This window comes from Flavisolibacter ginsengiterrae DSM 18136, from assembly GCF_059568575.1.
Map to the genome: position 1 here is coordinate 178,768 of NZ_JCANTR010000001.1, position 21,196 is coordinate 199,963.

Consider the following 21,196-nt stretch of genomic DNA (forward strand, 5'->3'; position numbering starts at 1 on the left):
AACCCATACAGAATCATTCTAAACATAACTTTCATCTGTTAGATAAGGTTATAGGCTTATTACCATAACCTTTGCAATACCAGTTCCCATCATCAGCTTCCGAAACCAGAACCCGGAAGATTTTATAATCCTTTTTTGAGTGGCATAGTCAACATATACAAGCCCAAACCTTGGCCTGTAACCTTCTGCCCATTCAAAATTATCGGTAAAGCTCCAGGCAAAATAACCATCTACTTTTACGCCTTCTTTCTTCGCCCTTAACACCTGTTCCAGGTATAGCTGATAAAAATGAATGCGTTGTTGGTCATCAACCTTCCCATCACGCAATTCATCATCTATGGCTACCCCATTTTCAGTGATGATGATCTTTTTGATCTTGCCATACCCGTCAAATTGTTTCAGCACTTTATATATCCCTTCAGGATATACTTCCCATCCCATGGCAGTATGCGCAACGCCACGGGCGCTTGCTTTCACCAATTTGGCATTTACATATGGCATCACAGCACTATACCGCACCACTTCACGCGTATAATTTTGCAATCCGATAAAATCCATGTCAAACTGTAATAATGCTTCATCACCGGCTTCCATATAATTTTGTAACTGCTGCAATATTTTAAGATCATACCATGGATACCCCATGCCTAATAATGGTTCAATAAACAACCGGTTGGTGAGCGCATCAACCCTTTGCGCAGCTTCTATTGTCAAAATGGAATCATCTTCTGGTTCCACTGGTGAACAGGACAAAGTAGTACCTGCCCATAAATTGGATTTGTGTGATTTGATGATCCTTCCCCCCAAAGCCTGGCATAAAGCAGCATGGTGAACGGCAGGTAAGAAATTATTTAAGCCTTTTTTCCCTGGCGCATGAATGCCTAAAAAATAACCCGCCCCGGTAAAAACGATCGGCTCATTTAATACCATCCATTTTTGAACCCTATCCCCAAACTTTTTGAGACAAAAGGATACATAGTTTTCAAACCAACCAACAATGTCCCTGTTTACCCATCCACCCTTATTTTGTAATGCCTGCGGAAGGTCCCAATGGTAAAGGGTTATCCAGGGTTCAATTCCACATTCCAGGCAAAAATCAATTATCCGGTTATAATATTCCACTCCCTTTTCATTGGGCAATCCTGTCCCTTCAGGAAATAACCGGGACCATGATAACGAGAACCGGAAATTGGGAATGTTCAGGTATTGCATTAAAATGATGTCCTGTATATACCGCTCGTGAAAATGGCAGGCATCATTGCCGGTATGCCCTTTATATATTTTCCCCTGTTGTGTAAACACATCCCAGATGGAAGCGCCCTTTCCGTCCTCATTATACGCACCTTCTGTTTGATAGGCAGAACTGGAAACACCCCAGCTAAATTCAGATCCAAAATCCTCCGCACTAATATTCATATCAGGCCTTTAATTGATAAAATATTTTCCTGATCATCAGGTGCCTGAATTTAGAAGCTGAAATACCTGGTTCAGGGCTTTTGAGTTTCTTCCTGTTTTCAGCAACGCTGTTTTCAAGGATCTCATCCAGGATATATTCTGTCTCATTCGGAAAACTCAATGTCACCTGGCAATCATCTTCCATCCATTTTTTTATAACCTGTAATTGTTTTGTTTTGATGTTTTTCAATACGGGTACACCCAGCAATTTTAGAGCTGCAGCATTACATTGCTGCTCATACTGACCTTTCATCGGTATGACCATCAACTTCTTTTTCAGAAACAGCACTTCTGAAGGTGTTTGAAATCCAGCCCCACAAAGAACACCTTCTGATGAGACCATACTTTGTATAAATTCTTCATTATTTACCGGGCGGATATGGATGTTATTATGCACATACGCCACATCGCTGTGCTTTGAAAATACTTCCCACCTGGTTTCAGGAAACAATTCCAGCAGGCGAAGGATCTTTTTGTCACTGAATGCTGGCAGGTACACTGTGAAATGTCCATTATTTGTTACCGGCAGTTCCCTGATTTCCTTGCGAATAATAGGTGTAAAAATGTTTTTATCATAAGGCAGAAAGTGAAAACCATACTTTGGGGAAGCAGGTGCATAATTTTTCAATACAGCTTTACCTATGATGTCCTTCTTATTAGGCTTTGGTGAACCCTTTTTGACAACGGCGGCCTGGTGGCTAGAGCCTATGCACATTTTATTTCTCAAATAACAAGCCCAGGCACTTACAGGTTCAAAATCCGAGATAACAAGATCATAATCTTCCACGGGTAGGTGCTGTATCTCCCTGAAAAACTTTTTGATCCTGCTCTTTTTATAAGTCTCCAGGTAATCAATGCCTCCATTCTTTCCAAAAACAAGCAAAGTCCATGCAACCTGTATTTAATCTCAAAGGGAAGTCCCACATCCACCTGCGTTCCACTTAAAAGGATATCAACTTCCGCTCTTCTCTTCAGGATGGGGATCACTTCCCTGGCCACCGTTATATGGCCATTACCTGTTCCCTGGATGGCATACAATATCTTCATATTTTTAAACTGCTTTTAACTGGTCAAATTCCTTTACCATATTTTCAAACAACTGGTTGCAGGAAAGTTCTTCTTCCTCTGATTCTATATCGCTCCAACTTTCTTCACTATAGAAATAGATCTCCCATTTACCCTTGGAATATTCCAATGCTGAAAGATTTTCTATCCAATCCCCTGAATTGAGATACACTGTAATTCCTTTCGGTGTTTTTACTTCCCTCATTTGAGGATGGTGAATATGGTCACAGATCACATAATGATACCCATTAATGATCCCTATATCTGCAGCTGTTTGTTCAAAATCATCGATATAGGAAACAGCTTTCTTAACACTGTTCTTAATTTTTTTGGATAACGACAACTTGCCCTTTTTAAATACCTTTTCCGATAAGTAGTTTACAAACCGGTTTAATAGAATTAGCGCATCGTATCCAACTGCCCCTGTCCTGGCCAGCCATTTGGAATGTCTCATGGTAACATCAAAAACATCACCGTGAAAGATCCAGGCCTTTTCCTTATTATCCAGGTCCAAAACCAGTTTGTTGACGATGGTAAATGACCCCATTTTAAACCCTTCGAACCTTCGCAATACCTCATCATGATTACCGGTCACATACCACACCTTAACGCCTTTTGATATCCATTTCATGATATGCCTGATCACCTTCATATGCGCTTTGGGCCAGTACCGTTTATTAAATTGCCACATATCAATAAAGTCGCCATTCAGAATGACTGTTTTCGGTTTGATGGAGCGCAGGTAATGAACCAGTTCTTTGGCATGACATCCATAAGTACCAAGATGCACATCAGAAATAACAACAATATCAACCTTACGAAGATTTTGCTTTTTCATATTTGATTGGTTGACCATTCATAAAGGGATGGTTATGAATAAACAGCTTTATGGATACAATTTAGCTCGCGGGTTTAAACGGAATGTTACCCTTACATTATGTAATTATGAACGGGCTCTAACCTGGAATGCAAATATTTCCTTTGTTGCATGGAACCTCAGTTTCTATTCGAAACACTGTTGATTTACAATAGCACGCCTTGTTACTATAAGATTTTTCGTTGCGCAGACTTATTCATTGGAGAACCTGTGAAGCACCATTACTTCAATAAAATAAAATTTCCCTACTTCATCATTAAAAAGAAAAATGAGGAATGGATCACAGAAGGATTTGAAGATGATAGTAAGCTATCCTTCTTATATAGTCAATTGGAAAATCACATAACTTCTCCGTAACAATTATGTAACAATATGGATAAATGGAATTGACAGTATTGAAAGAATATAAGCGTTTCTTTGCCTTAGTTCAAAGCAGCAATTTTCGTCCAGTTTGTCAGAAGCCAGGCCTCTCAAGCCTGGTTTTTTTATTCAGGGCTTTTCACCAGCTCTAACTATAGGCATAAGGACGTGGCTCTTTTGTTAACCAGAAGTCCAGTTGGGTAGCTTCATGAATAAACTGTAATATATTATCCTTGATCTGATCCCTTAATCTTCTTGTCTTTTCAAGTATTTCTTCTGGTGCTCCTGTAAATTGGGAAGGATCCGGAAACGACCAGTCGATTCTTTTACTTAACCCTGGAAATATAGGTGCCTGCTCAGAGGCTGATGCATCACAAAGGCTGATTACTGCCTGGTAATGTTTTCCCTTTTTAAATAAATCGAAAATATCCCTGGTTTCATTGCGCTTCACATCAATCCCTTCTTCTTCCATCACCTGTACTACATAAGGATTTAGCTCCCCTTTTTCCAGGCCGGCACTTTCCGCCCTAAACAATCCTTTACCATATTTCTGGAGAAATGATTCAGCCATTTGGCTTCTTGCAGCACTATGCTTGCAGACAAACAAAATGTTCCACATAAACTAATTTTAAAAGGCAAGGCTCAACTAACATCATATTTACATTAGTTGCCCGGTCAAGGGCCTGGTTTCTTCAATCACTATGAAATTATGATAAAAATTAGCTGGCCAATATTAAATCGAAGCTGATCATTAAGATTAATAAAACTGGTAAAAAAATGAAAATGATGTACAAAATCAGAATTTCCTTTTGTTTAATTTAATTCGTTACGTGAAGGTAACCTAGCTAGTAAGTATAGGATGTGAAGTATTTATACGTTTAACGAAAAGACAGTCAAACTCAAGTTTGCGCGAACCATTTGCCCTACTGATTGTTGATTATTAGTAAAACCCTTATCGTGTCCCGGAAATCTTCCCCAACATTAATATTTCCTTAATGAATCGAAGCCATGGAACCAGCATTACCGGCGTAACTTCACAACTCTCCGGCACTTTAGTGTCCTGCTTTCTGGGGCAAACTACATGTTGCCAGCCAGAATTACGTGCAACCTGCTTCTGCTTTCAAAAACGTTAAACAAATAGCATATTTATGAAAAAAGGAAAGAAACCAGATAAACAGGACATAATCAGCAAATATGTTGATCAACTTCTTACCGATGGTGAGCGGCCGGCCAATGTTTACAATTTCGCTAAAAAGCATGGTATGGATGAACAGGATTTTTACGAAAACTTTGCTTCCTTTGAAAGTATTGAGCAATCCATATTCACCAATTTATTCCAATCCACGCTTGATCTGTTGGAAAAAACAGAAGAATATGACCAGTACGATGCTAAAACAAAGCTGGTAAGTCTTTACTTCACTTTTTTTGAGCAGTTAACCGCCAACAGGAGCCTAATATTGACACTACTGGGCAAACAAAGGAATCAGTTGGAAAAGCTGAAGATCCTATCCGGTTTCCGAACCCTTTTCCTGGAATACATTAAAGGTCTTGAACTGGATACCCTGGAAATTCCGGTTAATAAGCTGAAAAAGCTTAAAAACAAAAGTATCGCGGAAGCTTCCTGGATGCAAATGTTACTCGTACTGAAGTTCTGGATGGATGACAATTCACCTGCTTTTGAAAAAACAGATCTGTTTATTGAAAAATCCCTTAATGCTGGCTTCGATGTGATCAGGTTGTTTGACCAGCAGAATATTATTGACCTTGGCAAGTTTATCTGGAAAGAAAAACTAAGCTTTAATTAATAACGCCCATGAAAACCATTGATAAAATACCAACCTCTAAAATCCATCGTGCTTCCAGGCTAATTCAAACAGGTGCTAAAGTTGGCATGAATTATATCAAGTATTATGGTGACAAAATGGTGAGCACCAAAGAGGAAGCTAAAGAAACCCTGGATGAATCGAATGCAAGGGATATTTATGATGGCTTGAAACAATTGAAAGGTAGTGCACTGAAGGTGGCGCAAATGCTTAGTATGGAAAAAAACCTGCTGCCGCAGGCTTACGTGGAGAAGTTTAGCCTGGCCCAGTTCTCTGTACCTCCTTTATCGCCCCCCCTTGTTATCAAAACTTTCAGGAAATATTTTGGAAAAGCTCCTTCCGAGATCTTCGAACGTTTTGATCCCGTAGCGATAAATGCAGCCAGTATCGGCCAGGTGCATAAAGCTTTTAAGAATGAGAAGGAGTTAGCCATCAAGATACAATACCCGGGTGTTGCGGAAAGCATCTCCTCCGACCTTGCAATGGTCAAGCCGGTGGCCATGAAAATGTTTAACATCAAAGGCAAAGATTCTGATCAATATTTTAAAGAAGTAGAAGGCAAACTCCTTGAGGAAACTGATTATTTAAACGAGATCAGGCAAAGCATGGCTATTGCCAGTGCCTGCAGCATCCTGCCCCACATTTCTTTCCCTACATATTATCCTGAACTTTCCACTGAACGCATCATCACCATGGATTGGATGCATGGAAAACATTTTTCAGATTTTACAAAGCAAAACAAGGATCCGGAACTGGCTAACCTCATAGGACAAACGCTTTGGGATTTTTATATGTTCCAGGTGCATAAACTTAGGAAAGTGCATGCCGACCCTCACCCGGGGAACTTCCTTGTGTCGGCCGATAAGAAATTGATCGTTATAGATTTTGGTTGTGTGAAAGCGATACCCGATGATTTTTATATTCCTTATTTCGAATTAGCCAGGGCAGAAAGCCTGGCAAACAAATCTCTTTTTGAAGCAAAATTGTATGAACTGGAGATCTTAAAACCTTCTGATTCAAAAGCAGAAAAAAAGTATTTCCTGCAATTATTTCATGAGCTGTTGTCGCTGTTCACCAAGCCATTCAACAGTGAAAGTTTTGACTTCTCCGATGAAGGTTTTTTTGAGCAGATTGCCGGCCTTGCACAGAAATATGCAAAAAGCTCAGAGCTTAGAAATATGAATGGCAACCGGGGCTCAAGGCATTTTATTTATATCAACCGAACCTTTTTCGGATTATTCAGCCTTATGCACGATTTAAAATGCAGCAATACCATAATTAATAATTATCGCGGTTATAACGTATAAATAGCTGACCAGCGGGATTTGTTGTTACATCTAAAGCCCTGCACCGCGGGTCTCATTTGCTTAAAGCAAACTGATTAGCGGTTATGGAATAATAATACAGCTGAAATTCAATGAAGGAATTTCCATAATAATTATCCTAACTAATCATAGTTTTACGTTCTACGTAAAATTTGCATCGCTGTATGCTTAAAATTAAATCCCCGGCCTCACTCACCAGCGCAGGTCTGCTATCGGCCATGGCAGCTTCACTCTGTTGCATAACACCTGTAGTTGCCCTGGTGGCAGGCAGTAGCCTGGCAGCCAACTTTTCCTGGCTGGAGCCGGCAAGGCCTTTCCTGGTGGGTTTATCTATTGGAGTTCTTGCACTAGCCTGGTACATCCAACTAAGGCCTCTCACGAAAACCAATAAAGATTGCTGCGAAACCACAAAAAACTCATCCTTCCTTCAATCAAAAACATTCCTGGGCATTGTAACATTCTTTGCTCTCCTCATGATGACGTTTCCCCTATATGCCAATTTGTTTTATCCAAAAGCTAAGACCCAGGTATCAACAATAATACATACCAATACCACGCAACAGGTCAAATTCAACATACAGGGTATGACCTGCGCGGGTTGTGAGGAGCATGTAAATAAGGAACTTTCGAAAGAAAACGGTGTCCTGGCCTACACAACATCATATACCAGTCGCAGCAGCCTGGTAAGTTTTGATTATTCAAAAACGGGTGTAAAAGCCATAGAAGCTGCCATCAACAGGTCAGGTTATAAAGTAAAAAGCTATGAACCTTTCCCCGCTTCCCATTCAGCAGGTTCATCCTCTACATCGACCGGGTCCTCTTCTGAAGCAAAGTAAAATCCTGTTGCGAAAAAGTCCAATAGCCATGGAGAAAACACTAACCTTTCAATCAACTATTACCTGTCCGGCCTGTGGTTTTCAAAAAGAAGAAACAATGCCCACAGACGCCTGCCAGTATTTTTATACATGCACCAATTGCCAGACCGTACTCAAACCAAAGAAAGGAGATTGCTGTGTATTTTGCAGTTATGGCACCGTAAAATGCCCGCCCATCCAGGCAGGATCTTCCTGCTGTTCCTGATATCATTTAGTCTTGAACCTAACAGTATAAGGTTTCAGCACATAACCTTCAGCTGACGTAAAACTTTTTTCAGTAAGGATAAATTCATATTCATGACCAGGTTTCAAATCTACCCCTACTGTAAAAGAATAACCATCTTTTGAATACCCGATAACACTGGCAATGGGTGAAAATTCTTTTCCCTTTTCTCCGTAGTTGATAGAATACCCTTCTTTATTCATAGGTACAGAAAAAACAATTTTTATTTCTTTAGTTGCTGCATCTACATCGGTATCTCCATTCATAAAAGGTTCTATTCGCAATACGTAAGGTCTTCTTGCTTCAAATCTTTGTACCAGTTCTTGTTTGTTTAATGGTTCTGTGTAGTAATTGGACCTGTTGAGGAAGGTTTCCACAGCGGCAGTATCAGAATAATTTAATTCGATGATCTCTTTGATAGCTCTCTTCTTGTTTGAGGAATGATTATAGTAGGCTTTGCAAATGGCATATCCCATAAAATAACCCAGGTCGGCTACCGATTTAGCCCTCGAGCCATTGTATAGCCAATTGGTGTAAACCTCACTAAACATTTCTAATTTGAATTGCTCTTTTAATTCAGTTTCATGAGCTCGTCCATAAACCAGGTAGTTATTCAGTAAAGGTTGACCCATTACCAGTTCCGTAATAAAGTCGCAAGCTCCTTCCCTTATGGATTGGTCCAGTAGCCTCCGCGATTCGCCCTTTTGCTGGGTATGAACATATTCATGTACGTTTAATGAAACTATATTCCCTGGCAGCTGTCTTTTAAATACTCCTTCCAGCCATTTGCCGGGCAATTCAGATACATCAGTAGTGGCATCGCCTGTGGCAATTTCCGATCCTACCAAAACCATATGGTTCATGGTGGTACCGCCAGAACGCAATCCACCAATAGTAAAATACATTTTTAATTTTTTAAGGCCTGGATACATCTTTTTCAGCTTTTGAATTCCAAGTTCAATTTACTTTGCCTTTTGTTTTACAGTAAGGGTGTTCGGCCTGATAGACCTCCAGAACCTGGGGTAACTACGAATGAGACTTACCCAGCGTTCCGTTGTATAATCCCTGGCTTCCATAAAGGCTTTTAGCCCTATTGTTCCTTTATCAACATACAATATTTGCATGTACTCCAGCTGCTTCAAACTGTCTGATGTAGTTAAACAACTATCATAGGCTATCCAGAAATTGTCTATATCAGATGTAATTACATTTTTTGAATTGTTTTGTCCAGATGCTTGAATATAAACGGCAAGAAAAGAAAGTATGGCTACTACTATCCGCTTCATAAATAGATATAGGTATGTACTTTTTTGAATACTAATGTATGTTATAATCCTAACCCATGAATAAAAGTATCACGGAACATTTACCGGGAAAAAACATAAAAATTTGCGTAGATTAACAGTAAGATTATTACCTCCTGTATCCTGCCGGAATTTCACTTCTTATAACTTTCAAACTGCAGATTATGTATAAGATTAATGAAATCGCTCCAGACGTTTATCGTATCTCGGTTTTTGTACCTGAAATTCAATTACAGTTCAATCACTTCCTGGTAAGGGATGACGAGCCATTGTTGTACCATGCAGGATTAAAACAAATGTTCCCTGTTTTGCTGGAAGCCGTTACTACTTTACTTGATCCTAAACTGATCCGCTGGATTGGCTTTAGCCATTTTGAAGTAGACGAATGCGGCGCCTTGAACGAATGGCTCCAGGTTGCTCCAAATGCCAAAGCAATTTGTAGTGAAGTAGGCGCCATTGTTAATATGTCTGATTTTGCCATGCGGCCTGTGCTCGCTATGAAAACAGGGGAAATACTGCAAACCGGAAGGCGGAAATACCGCTTTATTAGCACTCCACATTTGCCACATGGCTGGGATGCAGGCGTAATGTTTGAAGAAACAGACAAGACCTTGCTTTGCTCAGATCTGTTCCATCAGAATGGCGATGTGGTTGCACTCACTGATAAAGATATCCTGGGAGCTCACAAATCATCCATGCAATTCCTGGAGGCCGGGCCTTTAATGGAGTATACTCCATATAACCATAAAACAAAAGGATTGCTTTACGGGTTGGCCGATCTGAAACCAAAAACACTGGCAACCATGCATGGTTCTTCCTTTTTTGGTGATTGCTCCAAAGCACTGATGGACCTGGATGAAGTAATGAAAGAAATATGGGGGGAAAAATTGGAACAGCCAGTAGTACCTGCTTTTAAACCCTAAACTGGTTCAACCTCGCTTGAATGCGGTAAGTTCAGGTTTAAGCTCTCTGAACTGCTATCACTATTCCCTATTCCTTATTTGATCTTATATTGTTAAGAAGGGTTTTGTTGGGAACAGTTTAAATGGTCATGTAGAAAGGAGTCGGCGGGCCCATATAATTTAACAGTAACAGGTAAATAATCTATTAAGCTTAGGAAAGTTCAGTATATTCATAGTCTTCCGCACTTATCAAAGCAACTGCCACGCTCCTTTCTGGAAAACGTCATATTTCCTAATTAAACAATTAAACATTTATGAAATCGGTCAATCACCTGCAGGGAATCCTTGTCCTTGCCTTAAGCATTTTAACCATCACTTCATGCCAGAAACAGGTTCAGAAAGACGTAGTTGCCGCCAATGAAACATTGTCAGCAACTGAAAAGATTATGATGCCCAATCCCGGTAACAACTTAACTTCTTCTGTTGCAAGGGCTAATGCGGAGGATTACAACACATTTTACGGTCCTGCCGTGCAAGTGGGTAACGGCCACGCACGTTCGTGGATTAATATCAGTCGCGCTGATAATAAACCCCTCGCAATAGGTATGGAACTGACTGGCAAAACCATGGATGGTTTGACGCAAGACCCTATGGACATGGCTGCCAGTACCTTTGTTTTGCCTTTGCATCAGAAAGCGGAAGCTGTCACGCCATTTGATCACATCACCATCAACTGGAATCCCCATGGCCATGAACCTGAACACATTTATGATGTGCCCCATTTTGATTTGCATTTTTATAAAATAAGTCTGGAAGAGCAAATGAGCATTACCGGCGTGCCCACAGCAGCTCCACCTGCTGGTTACCTCCCTGCTTCATACGTGATCCAGGGTGCTACGGTTCCTCAAATGGGCACCCATTGGCTGGATCCACATTCACCCGAATTGCCTCCAACTATGGCCCCTTTTACCTATACTATGATCTATGGTTCCAATAATGGACAAGTTATCTTTATTGAACCAATGATCACAAGGGCATTTTTGCTGTCAGGTACTACTGTATCAAAGGATATCCCGCAACCCATCCATTTTTCTCCTTCAAATACCTATTATCCAAGCTCCTATTCTATATGGACGAATCCTGCTAATGACAGGATATACGTTAGTTTGAATGACTTTGTTTGGAGATAAACAACCAAGTTTTTAAAGAGCTCCAGTTACCTTAATACGACAAAGGGTCCCTTCCATCTGGAAGCGACCCTTTGTTATTGTAAAATTATTTTCCAAACTACCAATTATCAGTTTACAGAAACAAAATTAGTGCATTTAATTGCTGAATTACAGACAACGCTGTCTTGCAATTTAAATTTCTAACCGTGTATCTCAGTGTCATTGTGCCGCAGTGGTTCCTTCCTCTACTCCTGACTCATGACTTTCGACTTCCCACTGACCTAGGGTTCCAGAAATCCAAATTTTCCCATATTAAAATCATTAATGGCCTGCAACAATTCGGCTTTGGTATTCATTACAAACGGGCCCTGTGCGGCTATGGGTTCATTGATGGGTTCACCACTGAGCACCAGTACAATAGTATCTTCAATGGCTTTAATTGAGAAAGTTTCCCCTTCATTTTCAAACAATACAAAATGGTCAGCAGCCACTTCCTCCGAGGTATTCACTTCAATACTTCCTTCAATCACCAGTAGGGCGGTATTATAATGAGCAGGAAAGGAAAATTCTGCGCTTCCACCTTTTTTCAATTTTGCATTAAAAAGGTGCAGGGGTGTAAAACTGGTTGCCGATCCTTTTACATCCTGGTATTGACCAGCGATCACTTCTATAAAGCCTGCTTCGCCGGGCAATTGAAATTTATTGATATCATCATTAATGATGCTTTGATATCCCGGTTCACTCATCTTATCTTTAGCCGGAAGATTTACCCACAACTGCACCATTTGAAAATCCCCTCCTTCCCTGCTAAAGTTTTCTTCATGGTATTCTTTGTGTAAAACACCCGAAGCAGCCGTCATCCATTGAACGTCTCCCTCCGCTATCACGCCACCGCCCCCACTGCTGTCATGATGTGCCACTTTCCCTTTATAGGCAATGGTCACTGTTTCAAAGCCCCGGTGAGGATGTACACCCACACCTTTGGGCTTATCTGAGGGTGGGAAATAAAATTTCGAATTGTAGTCCAGCATGATAAAAGGGTCCATCCTTTTCATATCCAGCCTGTATCCACCGGGAATGAAATTATGCACCCTGAAACCATCACCTACGAAATGGGGTTCTCTTGGCGGAACAACCACTTCTATATTTTTTGTTGCCATAATATTTATTTATTACACAAATTTACTATCCTGGGCAGCCTTTGACATTGATGTATGGTAAGAAATGATAGCGATTAAGTGCGGGCTGAATGTCATCCGTATACGAAATGCGGTTGTTTATAGACCACCAATTACCTACCTTATAATAATTACATACCCTTGCAGAAGATGAAAGAAAATATAAACTACACTTTGCTTCGCAATGCTGCTCTCAGTGCCGGGATAAGCTTACTGGTTATGGTGATTGCTGCGCCTTTTGTTGAGCTTTTTGCATATCCAAAACTGGTAATTCCTGGCAGGGCAGCAGAAACTATACAAAACATCAAAGACAACAAGGGACTTTTTACTTATGTGATATTTGGATACCTGCTTAAATTTATTGCTGATATTGTTGTAGCCTGGGTATTGTACATTTTATTAAAACCCGTAAATGAACATCTTTCTTTACTAACTGCCATATTCAGGTGGATCTATACTGTCATTGCCCTGGTTGCACTCCTTAATCTTGTAACTGTTTACCGGATAGTAAATACTTCCGACTATCTAAATGTTTTCCAACCTGGCCAGTTGAATGCTGAAATAATGATATTACTCAAAACTTTTAAAAGCAGCTGGTATTTCGGGCTCATCTTTTTTAGCATTCACCTGTTTTTACTTGGATATTTAGTAATAAGGTCCGGCTATATCCCTTTTATACTAGGTATATTATTGATTATTACTGGCTTCGGTTACCTGTTAACCAATGTAAGACCTTATTTGTTTCCAACCATTACTATCGATTTTGCCACCTACACATTTTATGGGGAACTGATTTTTATGCTATGGTTACTAATAAAAGGCTGGCGAATAAAAGCACTGAATTAAAATAAACCCCGGGAACTTCTGCCTTCTGGTGAAATAGTCATAACTTTTTTTGATGTCAAGCCTTTACATTACTGCTATTACCTTCATAGCTTTTGCTTACATGTGATAATAATCAGGCCGGGTAGGTATTTTGAAATTATTGCCCACCATAAGTATGCAATAATTCCATGTATTTGAAAGGTCTACTTAAACTTACTTGAAAATTTAGATGTATGAACCAGCTGTAAAAAATACAGGTTGGCAACAAAGGCTGAATGCCCCAAACAAAAATAAAATCATTTATTTTTCAGGCTGCCTGCCAGTTCCTTTCTACCAACTCCCAATCTACGCCCTACTTACTTTATAGTTACAGTATAGATACTGCGTGATCATCACGCACTAAGTATATCGTAGGTAGGGGGTTGATAGGCTTTTGCTATATGGTAGATAGGAAGGGAGAACTAAGATTTATAAGATTAATAAGGATTATTGAGGAGAAAGGGAGTCATCTATTGCCTTTCCCCTATCAACTTTTCAACTTGTTAACCTGTTCATTTCAACCTTCCTTAGCGGCCAAAAGCGGACAAAACCGGTCAAATCGGCCAAAAACGGCCAAAACGGACAGGGTGGTTTTGAACTGCCGTGGATTTTCAAAAACTTGCAGCTATAAAACCAATATCACATGGCTAAGCAAGTAGGCTACATCAAGGCAATTGGAACAGTGGATGATAACGTGAACTTTTATTATGACCTCGAATGGGGTTACCTGGTACGACTGCTGCCCGGAGTGGACTCCAGACGCTACTGGAGTGATCCTGCCTTTGAAGGAAGCCGCAGAAGCGCCCAAAGGTTTGGTACAGGTAATATCATGTCTTCGATCATCTACCGCTTTGTACCGGTTAAAAGAAGGTACAGGCATTTGTTTAAACAGGTAAGGACCATAGCCATTGTTTGTTTGAAGACGGGAATGGCTAAAGTGGATGTATTTACTGCCCTTTACCATTTCCTAGAAGAGCAAAAGCGTATCTCCCTTACCCAGGAGCAGTTTTCTTTACTTCTCTCTTCCTTCGAAGCGGAACTGGAAGGCAGGCTGAAAGAACCAAAGCCCGAAAAGGTAAAGAAGCTAAAAAACAAGCTGGATATTAAAGTTCAGGCACCCTTAAGTGATGATGACAAGGAATTCATGGAACTATACATGAATGACTATGATTGGAAGGTGAGGTTTGAAGGGGATTTTCCACCGGGATATATGATTCCACTGTTTTTGCTTAAGCATGTAGCATAGTAGTGTAGATTGCAAAAGCCTCAAAAAGCTGCAGTCCATTCGTTAATGTTCTGATGGATAGTTTTGGTAATGCCCAATGGGAAGAGTACTGCAGAGTAAGACAATGAAATGCTTTGGTACTATCTTAATCCTGAAATAGTTATTGTAAATAAATTATGCAAAGAACCTTGTCGTAATGCTACCTTTTACGTTCAGTTAAAATTTGTAAACTTTGTACAATAAGATCTGCTATAATAATCCCATAAATTACAACCCGGGAAAGGCAATTAAATAACAGATTATGAATGTAACCGAACAGCTGGCAAAGCAATTCAGGGAGCTTTATTTCGGGGGCAGCTGGACATCAGTAAGCATGAAAGACAGTCTTAGCAATGTAAATTTGGAACAAGCCACAAAGAAGCTGGGTTCCTTGAATACCATTGCAGCACTGGTTTTTCATACCAATTATTATGTGAGTGCAGTACTCAAAGTTTTACAGGGTGGAACATTGGATGCTAAGGATAAGTTCAGTTTTGACCTGCCTCCTATCCGGTCTGAAGAGGATTGGCAGCAATTATTAGAAAAGACCTGGAATGATGCCCATAACTTTTCAGACATGGTTGAGCAATTACCTGAAAGAAAGCTGGATGAAATCTTTGCAGATGAAAAATATGGCACTTACTTCAGGAACATCCTGGGCATTATAGAACATACCTATTATCACCTGGGCCAGATCGTTATTTTAAAGAAATTATTGTATGATAAAAACAATTCAATGGCAAGTGATTCCCGCATGTGATCCTGGTGAAAGCCCTTGAGAGATACGCGGACTAAGACGATCGGGAAACGAGTGGCAGAAAAAGCAAACACCAGCTATAGCTATAGAAAATAAAGTAAGGTGCTAAGTGGCTGAATTTAGAAACTGTAATCCAACTTCACATACATTAACTATTACAAGGCTAATCGATTTTTAATTAGGATATGAGATTCAATAAACTGACACCGGTAATTTACACCCGGGACATACATGGAACTGTGAACTTTTATATGCAAACACTCGGATTTACATGCCCATCTTGTGATTATAAATCAGGCTGGGCTTTTGTAGCATTTGATCTTGTTGAACTGATGATTTGTACCCCCAATGATCACAGACCCTTTGACAAACCAGTATTTACAGGTTCATTTTATTTCAATACAGATAATGTAGAAGATGTTTGGAATAAGGTTAAAGACCTGGCAGTGGTCTGTTACCCTCCAGAAAATTTTGAATATGGAATGAAAGAATTTGCAGTTTATGACAATAATGGATATTTACTTCAGTTTGGACAGGAAATGGCTGAATCAGCAATTGATTAAAAAAAGCCTGACCCCATGTAACAGATTGTTATTTAATGGGAAAATAATCTGTCGATTTCAAAAATCTTTGCAACGGCTTACATCCTGTTGTTGTCATTAATTAAACAAATTATCATGATAGCCAGGGTTTTACCAATAATGATACTTTTTGTACTGGCTTTATTCAATTGTAAAAAAGAAACTGCAAAACAACAGGTCATTCCCATTCCCAATGGTGACTTTGAACAATGGGATAATATGCCCAATTTGTATAATTGGGAAACCAATAGTTGCCCTGCTTGTGTTCCCCCTTATGAAACGTATATTGTACAGAAAGTAACAGAGGCAGCTAGCGGACAGTTCGCTGCTAAATTTATTTACAATAATGTTTACAGGAGTTATGCTGATAATAAATTTCCTGTTTCTTCCCACCCGGATTTATTGACAGGTTATATAAAATCTACTATTACTGGTGGAGATACAGCTATAATTCACATTGATTTGTTATCAGGAAATACTATTGTTGACCATGGCGAATATTTCGAAACTTCATCCAATAAGATGTACAGAAAAATTGTTATCCCGGTTTCACAAAATGCTACACATGTTGACTCCGCGCTGATCAAAATTACAGGCGGGAATAAACAAGGCACGGAACTCTTTGTTGACAATTTAATGCTACTTAAGACCAACTAATGAATAAGTTATTTCAATAGCAAAAGAATGATAGCTGCAACAATACCTGCAATAGTGAGGTAAACACCTGAACTGAAAAGCTTTGTTCCGGGCTTGAACATCCAGAATGCTGATACAGACATGAAGAGCAAGGCTATGCCAAAGAGTGTGGTAAAATAATGCGCCAGGCTTTTACTTGAAGATTTGTGCAACCCTGTAAACGGAAGTATCCAGGCATACCATTCTTTAGTGACATATTTGGCCATACCCGTATTGGCATTGTAGGTACCTTCTTTATAATAAACAATATCTCCTTCTGTTTTTAATGGTTTAAGATCCCTGATCTTTAGTTTAGAGCCCAACTCTGAAACAGGAAGGTTTGGCACCAATTGCACTTCATGCACCACATCATGCTTTAGCAACTCCGTATCCCTGTAAGTCTGTATGATGCCGCTCAGCCCATAAATGAGCACCAGGCCCACAATAAAAAAACCGATCTTGTTATGAAGAAAGCGCATATACCAGCGTATATTTCTTTTAGGCCTTGATGTTTCGTTTACCATTTTAATGAAATTAATCAGATTGTAAAATTTCCTGCTATGGCTCCAATCACTGGTGCGCAACAGTAACTATTGCAATATAAAACCCGCCTTATTAAAATGAACACTGCATTTGTTAAGTTGGGTTAAAGAATTGAATTTTGGATCAGTTGAGTTTTTGATTGGTTGAATTTTTATTACGATATTCTAAAATGTAATCAGAGCCATTTCTCGCCTGATCAACCACACATTCAGTTAAACTTTATCTTTGAATGGAAAAAAGCAATTGGGTCCAACAGCCCATTTAAAACCTTAAAACCGAAACCATGGCCAGCGTAAGTACTTACCTGAATTTTGTTCGTAACACGGAGGAGGCATTCAATTTTTACAAGTCTGTATTTGGAGGAGAATTCATAGGCAACAGGATTGCGCGATTTGGAGATATCCCAGCTTCACCTGATCAACCACCTATGAAGGAAGAAGATAAAAACCTGGTGATGCATATTGAATTGCGGATTCTGGACAGCCATACATTGATGGGTACAGATGCCCCAGAATCAATGGGCTTCCACGTAAACTTTGGCAATAACAGCCATATCAATCTTCAACCTGACACAAGAAAGGAAACCAGGGAATTGTTCGACAAGCTATCTGCCGGCGGAAAAGTAACCATGGACCTGCAGGATATGTTCTGGGGCGATTATTATGGCAGTTGTACTGATAAATTTGGAGTTCAATGGATGTTTAATTGCAGTGAGAAGTAGAACCAGGAATAGAGAACCAGGATTAGATGGATTGAAAAGGATTTTTGAGGAGCAATGGAACTTCAAAATAAGGTTAATCGTAGAAAAGAATTCTGTCCAATTGTAGTTCATGAATTCTAATTGATATTTGGATGAAATTACCCCTGCCTAATTTTTACTTTTGACTTTTGATTTTTGAATTATCCTCTCCATTCAAATTCATAAGGTATTCAAACAAATTAACCTCAGTAGGGATACCCAGTTTTTTGCGCAGGCGGTAGCGGCTGATCTCCACTCCTCTTACGGAAATATTCATCAGTTGGGCGATCTCCTTGGTGGATAGGTTCATGCGCAGGTAAGCAGAGAGTTTCATTTCGTTGCCCGTTATAGCAGGATGCTTTTCTTTCAGCTTTACTACAAAATCACTGTGCACCTTATCGAAATGCTTGGCAAAATTCTCCCATTCCTTATCAACCTGGTCATCTTCACTGAGCGTTTTGATCATCTTTTTCAATTCGCTGATGGCTTGCTCATTGTCCAGTCTTTTCATTACCTGTGTCAACTCACCTTTCACTTTTGTCAGCAACTCTCCTTTCTTCACCAGGTGCATGGCTGAAGAGGCTAGCTCAGAATTTTTGAAATGTATATCTGATTCCAGCTTCTGGTTGCGCAGAGAAACTAGTTCACTTTCTGTTTTGTTGCGCTCCAGCTCATGGATATATAAAAGCTTCTGCTGCTCTTCTTCAAACTTTTTATGCTGGAGCCGAAACTTCTTATGTTGCCAACGGTACACCCCATAAATGATAGCCACCAATATAAGCAGGTATACCAGTTTGGCTATGGTGGATAGGTACCAGGGTGGCAAAATAGTAAAAGCATAGCCTGAAACCGGAGACTCATTCCCCAGGTTATTGCGCACCTTTACCTCAAAACGGTAATTGCCTGCAGGAAGATTGGTATATTCTTTTTCAGTGCGGCGAGTCCATTCAGACCAGTTTTCTTCAAATCCATCCAGGCGGTAACTATATTCCAGGTTAGCCTGGTATCCAAATAAGGAAGAAGCAAATTCAAAATGAAGTGTTTTCCAACTGTAGGACAAATCAGGTATATCCTTTTTATCCTGCTCCTGCCTGTCATTGACATTATGAAAATAACCGCCAAATAAGAGGCTGTCATTTTTACCACTGATGCGTACTGTTCTCACCTGGACCCTGAGTTCTGGTATCGTTTTTTTATATTTGGCCAGGTTAATATGATAAAAACCTTTCTCCCCGCCCAGGAATACATTGGCTTCGTCAACCGGGTAAATGCATTCAAACCCACTCAGCATCTTATTATTCAATTCGGGCAGGTATATGATATTGGGCTTCTCGCCTGAAAGATCTACCACCCCCAGGTTCTTTTCGTGGATAAACCAGAGATTCCCGCCAGCATCTTCTTTTAAGTAGCGCAGGCTTTGGTTACCCAGGATCTTCTGATAATAAGGTGAAGGTTCAAAAGCATCTTTTTGCGTATTGTATTGGTAAATCCCTTTTTCAGTTGCAACCAGAACGCTGTTCTTTATTTTATAGGCATGGTTGTTTAACAGGGATGGCAGACCGTCTTTATCGGTGTAAATATGTTCAGTATAGGTGCCATCTGTTTTTTTACTAATCCTGAAAACTCCATGGTAAGGATGTGAAACCCAAATATTGTCATCCTGGTCAAGGGCAACAAATCTTGATGATTCAGTAAACCAGGGAAGATCATTGGCGGGAATAAAACTGCCCCCTTTATAATCAAAGAACTGCAGCCCCTTGTAATGACCAGCCACGATTTGTGCGCTGGGGTAAGTGGAAGATAACGGGATAAAATTCCAGAACCCGGGCTTATGCGAAATAGGTACGGCCCTGTTACCACTAACAAGGAAAGCGCCTTCATGGTGCCCGAGCAACAATTGGTCATTGATCTCTCCAAGGCTCCAGGTCTGACCCTTTGTGCCTTCCACCAGTGAAAAATTTCCTTTACTGAAGCTAAGATCTTTAACAGGCTGCAGCGGAACCTGGTATAATCCATTGGAAGTGCCCATGTATAAATTCCGGTCATGGATCATGACAGTATAGCCCGATCCTTCACCCATAAGAGGGCTAATATGTTTTATAGCGCTGTTATAGGTTATAAAATCGATACCGTTATCCAGTCCAAGCCAAAGGTTTCCCTGGTTGTCCAAAAAGAGACTTAGTACATTATTGTTCTGGATCTGTTCTTTCCTGGAAAATCCCTGGATAATATTTCCTTTATGATCTATAATATAAATGCCACTGCTGTTAGTTGCCAGCCCCACCCAATCTGTATTGATAGTTACCGCAGAATAGATCCTGTCATTTTTAAAAACCTGGTTACTGGCTGCATTCAAGCCTGAGATCCCAGAATTGCTCAAATAGAAGATCCCATTTTTTAAAGTAGTGATAAGTGCACTGTCGCTACCCACGGGTAGTATGGCTGTTATGGGGTCATTGGCCGGCAATTGGCTATGAATGCCAAGGGGTTTCCATGTATTGGCAATAAACTGCAGGAGTCCTGCCTTATAATCCTGTGCATACAACTGGCCACGGCACTGGCCCATAAAAGCCCATTCCAGCGGTGCATTAAAACTGGCAATCGTTTCATCCGTTAGCCGGAATATTTTATTGGAGGAACGGAAAAATACGTCTTTTTTTAAGGCAATAATATCCCATACATCTCCGAAAGAACGGTCTTTGGCCGGAATCTGCCTGACCAGGGAATGGTACTGCAACCTGCCACCGGCATCTGGAAGAAAATAACCCATTTCATCCTGTCCGCCTACATAGATACGGCTGTCAGGACCTATCTCCAGGGACCTTACTATGGTCTTATTAGGCAAAGGATATAATTTCCAGTACCTGCCATCAAAACTGAGCAAGCCTTCATTATTGGCCACATAAATGACCCCATTCCGATCCTGTTTAATATCCCAGTTTTGCAAACCAGCGCTATAAGAAGCTTTGGAATAATTGATCACATCGGGGAAGCCGATGGTATTCTGGGAGTACAGGGATAGGGGTATCAGGAGCAGTAAAAGCAATTTTCTCATCTGGTGGCAAGCTAATAGGGTTGTGAAAGTATAAAAAATTAGATGATGTAGTAATGATGTAGCTCATTTCCCTTTAAAATCAATGATTACGTCAGGATGATGTAGTAATGAAGGGGCGCTTTATTTTAAAGTTGTAGGGTGGCTGATTATTTTTATTCCTTC

22 protein-coding genes are annotated in these 21,196 nt (G+C 40.1%); 12 read left to right on the top strand and 10 right to left on the bottom strand.

The window, feature by feature from the left end:
* Positions 1 to 48 precede the first annotated feature (48 nt).
* The 5 genes from BP74_RS00800 to BP74_RS00820 form a co-directional block, all read right to left on the bottom strand.
* Positions 49 to 1,416 carry a GH1 family beta-glucosidase gene (locus BP74_RS00800; protein ID WP_496370069.1) on the bottom strand — a complete coding sequence of 456 codons (1,368 nt, stop codon included), beginning with the start codon at positions 1,414 to 1,416 and terminating at the stop codon, positions 49 to 51.
* 1 nt (position 1,417) lies between these two features.
* Positions 1,418 to 2,242, bottom strand: coding sequence for a glycosyltransferase family protein (locus tag BP74_RS00805; protein WP_496370071.1), 825 nt, complete (start codon positions 2,240 to 2,242; stop codon positions 1,418 to 1,420).
* Positions 2,200 to 2,502: a hypothetical protein gene (locus BP74_RS00810; RefSeq protein WP_496370073.1), complete on the bottom strand. Its 303-nt coding sequence runs from the start codon at positions 2,500 to 2,502 to the stop codon at positions 2,200 to 2,202. Before BP74_RS00810 ends, BP74_RS00805 begins: the two co-directional genes overlap by 43 nt.
* 4 nt (positions 2,503 to 2,506) lie before the next feature.
* Positions 2,507 to 3,358: a UDP-2,3-diacylglucosamine diphosphatase gene (locus BP74_RS00815; RefSeq protein ID WP_496370075.1), complete on the bottom strand. Its 852-nt coding sequence runs from the start codon at positions 3,356 to 3,358 to the stop codon at positions 2,507 to 2,509.
* Positions 3,359 to 3,905: 547 nt separating this feature from the next.
* Complete coding sequence (locus BP74_RS00820) at positions 3,906 to 4,376, bottom strand: arsenate reductase ArsC (protein ID WP_496370077.1); 471 nt, start codon at positions 4,374 to 4,376, stop codon at positions 3,906 to 3,908.
* Positions 4,377 to 4,905: 529 nt separating this feature from the next.
* Between BP74_RS00820 and BP74_RS00825 the strand changes: the two genes are divergently transcribed.
* The 4 genes from BP74_RS00825 to BP74_RS00840 all read left to right on the top strand — a co-directional run bounded on the left by BP74_RS00825 (position 4,906) and on the right by BP74_RS00840 (position 7,985).
* Positions 4,906 to 5,562, top strand: coding sequence for a TetR family transcriptional regulator C-terminal domain-containing protein (locus BP74_RS00825; protein ID WP_496370079.1), 657 nt, complete (start codon positions 4,906 to 4,908; stop codon positions 5,560 to 5,562).
* Between the two features lie 8 nt (positions 5,563 to 5,570).
* Positions 5,571 to 6,887, top strand: coding sequence for an ABC1 kinase family protein (locus BP74_RS00830; RefSeq protein ID WP_496370081.1), 1,317 nt, complete (start codon positions 5,571 to 5,573; stop codon positions 6,885 to 6,887).
* A gap of 182 nt (positions 6,888 to 7,069) precedes the next feature.
* Entirely contained in the window at positions 7,070 to 7,741 is a 672-nt protein-coding gene (gene merTP, locus BP74_RS00835) for a mercuric transport protein MerTP (RefSeq protein ID WP_496370083.1), read from the top strand.
* A gap of 28 nt (positions 7,742 to 7,769) precedes the next feature.
* Positions 7,770 to 7,985, top strand: coding sequence for a GDCCVxC domain-containing (seleno)protein (locus tag BP74_RS00840; protein WP_496370085.1), 216 nt, complete (start codon positions 7,770 to 7,772; stop codon positions 7,983 to 7,985).
* Positions 7,986 to 7,987: 2 nt separating this feature from the next.
* Here the strand turns inward: BP74_RS00840 and BP74_RS00845 are convergent, their stop codons facing one another.
* Entirely contained in the window at positions 7,988 to 8,908 is a 921-nt protein-coding gene (locus BP74_RS00845) for a DUF2268 domain-containing putative Zn-dependent protease (RefSeq protein WP_496370087.1), read from the bottom strand.
* A gap of 57 nt (positions 8,909 to 8,965) precedes the next feature.
* On the bottom strand, positions 8,966 to 9,289 hold the full coding sequence (locus BP74_RS00850) for a hypothetical protein (RefSeq protein ID WP_496370089.1): 324 nt from the start codon (positions 9,287 to 9,289) through the stop codon (positions 8,966 to 8,968).
* A gap of 182 nt (positions 9,290 to 9,471) precedes the next feature.
* On the opposite strand from BP74_RS00850, the gene BP74_RS00855 reads away from it, so the two are divergent.
* Together BP74_RS00855 and BP74_RS00860 are read left to right on the top strand one after the other, a co-directional pair.
* Positions 9,472 to 10,230: an oxygen-binding di-iron domain-containing protein gene (locus BP74_RS00855; protein WP_496370091.1), complete on the top strand. Its 759-nt coding sequence runs from the start codon at positions 9,472 to 9,474 to the stop codon at positions 10,228 to 10,230.
* Between the two features lie 293 nt (positions 10,231 to 10,523).
* The gene (locus BP74_RS00860) at positions 10,524 to 11,399 is read left to right on the top strand and encodes a hypothetical protein (RefSeq protein ID WP_496370093.1); all 876 of its coding nucleotides are present in this window, start codon (positions 10,524 to 10,526) and stop codon (positions 11,397 to 11,399) included.
* Positions 11,400 to 11,659: 260 nt separating this feature from the next.
* Here the strand turns inward: BP74_RS00860 and BP74_RS00865 are convergent, their stop codons facing one another.
* The gene (locus BP74_RS00865; protein ID WP_496370095.1) at positions 11,660 to 12,538 is read right to left on the bottom strand and encodes a pirin family protein; all 879 of its coding nucleotides are present in this window, start codon (positions 12,536 to 12,538) and stop codon (positions 11,660 to 11,662) included.
* A gap of 168 nt (positions 12,539 to 12,706) precedes the next feature.
* Between BP74_RS00865 and BP74_RS00870 the strand changes: the two genes are divergently transcribed.
* The 5 genes from BP74_RS00870 (at position 12,707) to BP74_RS00890 (ending at position 16,679) form a co-directional block, all read left to right on the top strand.
* Positions 12,707 to 13,402, top strand: a complete 696-nt coding sequence (locus tag BP74_RS00870; RefSeq protein ID WP_496370097.1) for a DUF4386 domain-containing protein — start codon at positions 12,707 to 12,709, stop codon at positions 13,400 to 13,402.
* Between the two features lie 661 nt (positions 13,403 to 14,063).
* Positions 14,064 to 14,666 carry a hypothetical protein gene (locus tag BP74_RS00875; RefSeq protein ID WP_496370099.1) on the top strand — a complete coding sequence of 201 codons (603 nt, stop codon included), beginning with the start codon at positions 14,064 to 14,066 and terminating at the stop codon, positions 14,664 to 14,666.
* A 280-nt stretch (positions 14,667 to 14,946) separates the two neighbouring features.
* Positions 14,947 to 15,444 (top strand): DinB family protein, encoded by a 498-nt coding sequence (locus BP74_RS00880; protein ID WP_496370101.1) that lies wholly within the window; start codon positions 14,947 to 14,949, stop codon positions 15,442 to 15,444.
* A 182-nt stretch (positions 15,445 to 15,626) separates the two neighbouring features.
* Entirely contained in the window at positions 15,627 to 16,004 is a 378-nt protein-coding gene (locus tag BP74_RS00885; protein ID WP_496370103.1) for a VOC family protein, read from the top strand.
* A gap of 114 nt (positions 16,005 to 16,118) precedes the next feature.
* Positions 16,119 to 16,679 (top strand): hypothetical protein, encoded by a 561-nt coding sequence (locus BP74_RS00890; RefSeq protein WP_496370105.1) that lies wholly within the window; start codon positions 16,119 to 16,121, stop codon positions 16,677 to 16,679.
* Positions 16,680 to 16,687: 8 nt separating this feature from the next.
* Here the strand turns inward: BP74_RS00890 and BP74_RS00895 are convergent, their stop codons facing one another.
* Positions 16,688 to 17,221 (bottom strand): hypothetical protein, encoded by a 534-nt coding sequence (locus BP74_RS00895; protein WP_496370107.1) that lies wholly within the window; start codon positions 17,219 to 17,221, stop codon positions 16,688 to 16,690.
* 302 nt (positions 17,222 to 17,523) lie between these two features.
* Between BP74_RS00895 and BP74_RS00900 the strand changes: the two genes are divergently transcribed.
* Positions 17,524 to 17,961 (top strand): VOC family protein, encoded by a 438-nt coding sequence (locus BP74_RS00900; protein ID WP_496370109.1) that lies wholly within the window; start codon positions 17,524 to 17,526, stop codon positions 17,959 to 17,961.
* Positions 17,962 to 18,115: 154 nt separating this feature from the next.
* Here the strand turns inward: BP74_RS00900 and BP74_RS00905 are convergent, their stop codons facing one another.
* Positions 18,116 to 21,034 carry a ligand-binding sensor domain-containing protein gene (locus BP74_RS00905; protein ID WP_496370111.1) on the bottom strand — a complete coding sequence of 973 codons (2,919 nt, stop codon included), beginning with the start codon at positions 21,032 to 21,034 and terminating at the stop codon, positions 18,116 to 18,118.
* Between the last annotated feature and the right edge of the window lie 162 nt (positions 21,035 to 21,196).

Bases quoted from the DNA above. Each gene is read 5' to 3' on its own strand.
- BP74_RS00885 (WP_496370103.1), top strand. From the start codon at position 15,627: ATGAGATTCAATAAACTGACACCGGTAATTTACACCCGGGACATACAT.
- BP74_RS00890 (WP_496370105.1), top strand. From the start codon at position 16,119: ATGATAGCCAGGGTTTTACCAATAATGATACTTTTTGTACTGGCTTTA.
- BP74_RS00800 (WP_496370069.1), bottom strand. From the start codon at position 1,416: ATGAATATTAGTGCGGAGGATTTTGGATCTGAATTTAGCTGGGGTGTT.
- BP74_RS00825 (WP_496370079.1), top strand. From the start codon at position 4,906: ATGAAAAAAGGAAAGAAACCAGATAAACAGGACATAATCAGCAAATAT.
- BP74_RS00860 (WP_496370093.1), top strand. From the start codon at position 10,524: ATGAAATCGGTCAATCACCTGCAGGGAATCCTTGTCCTTGCCTTAAGC.
- BP74_RS00880 (WP_496370101.1), top strand. From the start codon at position 14,947: ATGAATGTAACCGAACAGCTGGCAAAGCAATTCAGGGAGCTTTATTTC.
- BP74_RS00855 (WP_496370091.1), top strand. From the start codon at position 9,472: ATGTATAAGATTAATGAAATCGCTCCAGACGTTTATCGTATCTCGGTT.
- BP74_RS00845 (WP_496370087.1), bottom strand. From the start codon at position 8,908: ATGTATTTTACTATTGGTGGATTGCGTTCTGGCGGTACCACCATGAAC.
- BP74_RS00815 (WP_496370075.1), bottom strand. From the start codon at position 3,358: ATGAAAAAGCAAAATCTTCGTAAGGTTGATATTGTTGTTATTTCTGAT.
- BP74_RS00810 (WP_496370073.1), bottom strand. From the start codon at position 2,502: ATGAAGATATTGTATGCCATCCAGGGAACAGGTAATGGCCATATAACG.
- BP74_RS00850 (WP_496370089.1), bottom strand. From the start codon at position 9,289: ATGAAGCGGATAGTAGTAGCCATACTTTCTTTTCTTGCCGTTTATATT.
- BP74_RS00840 (WP_496370085.1), top strand. From the start codon at position 7,770: ATGGAGAAAACACTAACCTTTCAATCAACTATTACCTGTCCGGCCTGT.
- BP74_RS00905 (WP_496370111.1), bottom strand. From the start codon at position 21,034: ATGAGAAAATTGCTTTTACTGCTCCTGATACCCCTATCCCTGTACTCC.
- BP74_RS00895 (WP_496370107.1), bottom strand. From the start codon at position 17,221: ATGGTAAACGAAACATCAAGGCCTAAAAGAAATATACGCTGGTATATG.
- BP74_RS00820 (WP_496370077.1), bottom strand. From the start codon at position 4,376: ATGTGGAACATTTTGTTTGTCTGCAAGCATAGTGCTGCAAGAAGCCAA.
- BP74_RS00875 (WP_496370099.1), top strand. From the start codon at position 14,064: ATGGCTAAGCAAGTAGGCTACATCAAGGCAATTGGAACAGTGGATGAT.
- BP74_RS00865 (WP_496370095.1), bottom strand. From the start codon at position 12,538: ATGGCAACAAAAAATATAGAAGTGGTTGTTCCGCCAAGAGAACCCCAT.
- BP74_RS00900 (WP_496370109.1), top strand. From the start codon at position 17,524: ATGGCCAGCGTAAGTACTTACCTGAATTTTGTTCGTAACACGGAGGAG.
- BP74_RS00870 (WP_496370097.1), top strand. From the start codon at position 12,707: ATGAAAGAAAATATAAACTACACTTTGCTTCGCAATGCTGCTCTCAGT.
- merTP (WP_496370083.1), top strand. From the start codon at position 7,070: ATGCTTAAAATTAAATCCCCGGCCTCACTCACCAGCGCAGGTCTGCTA.
- BP74_RS00830 (WP_496370081.1), top strand. From the start codon at position 5,571: ATGAAAACCATTGATAAAATACCAACCTCTAAAATCCATCGTGCTTCC.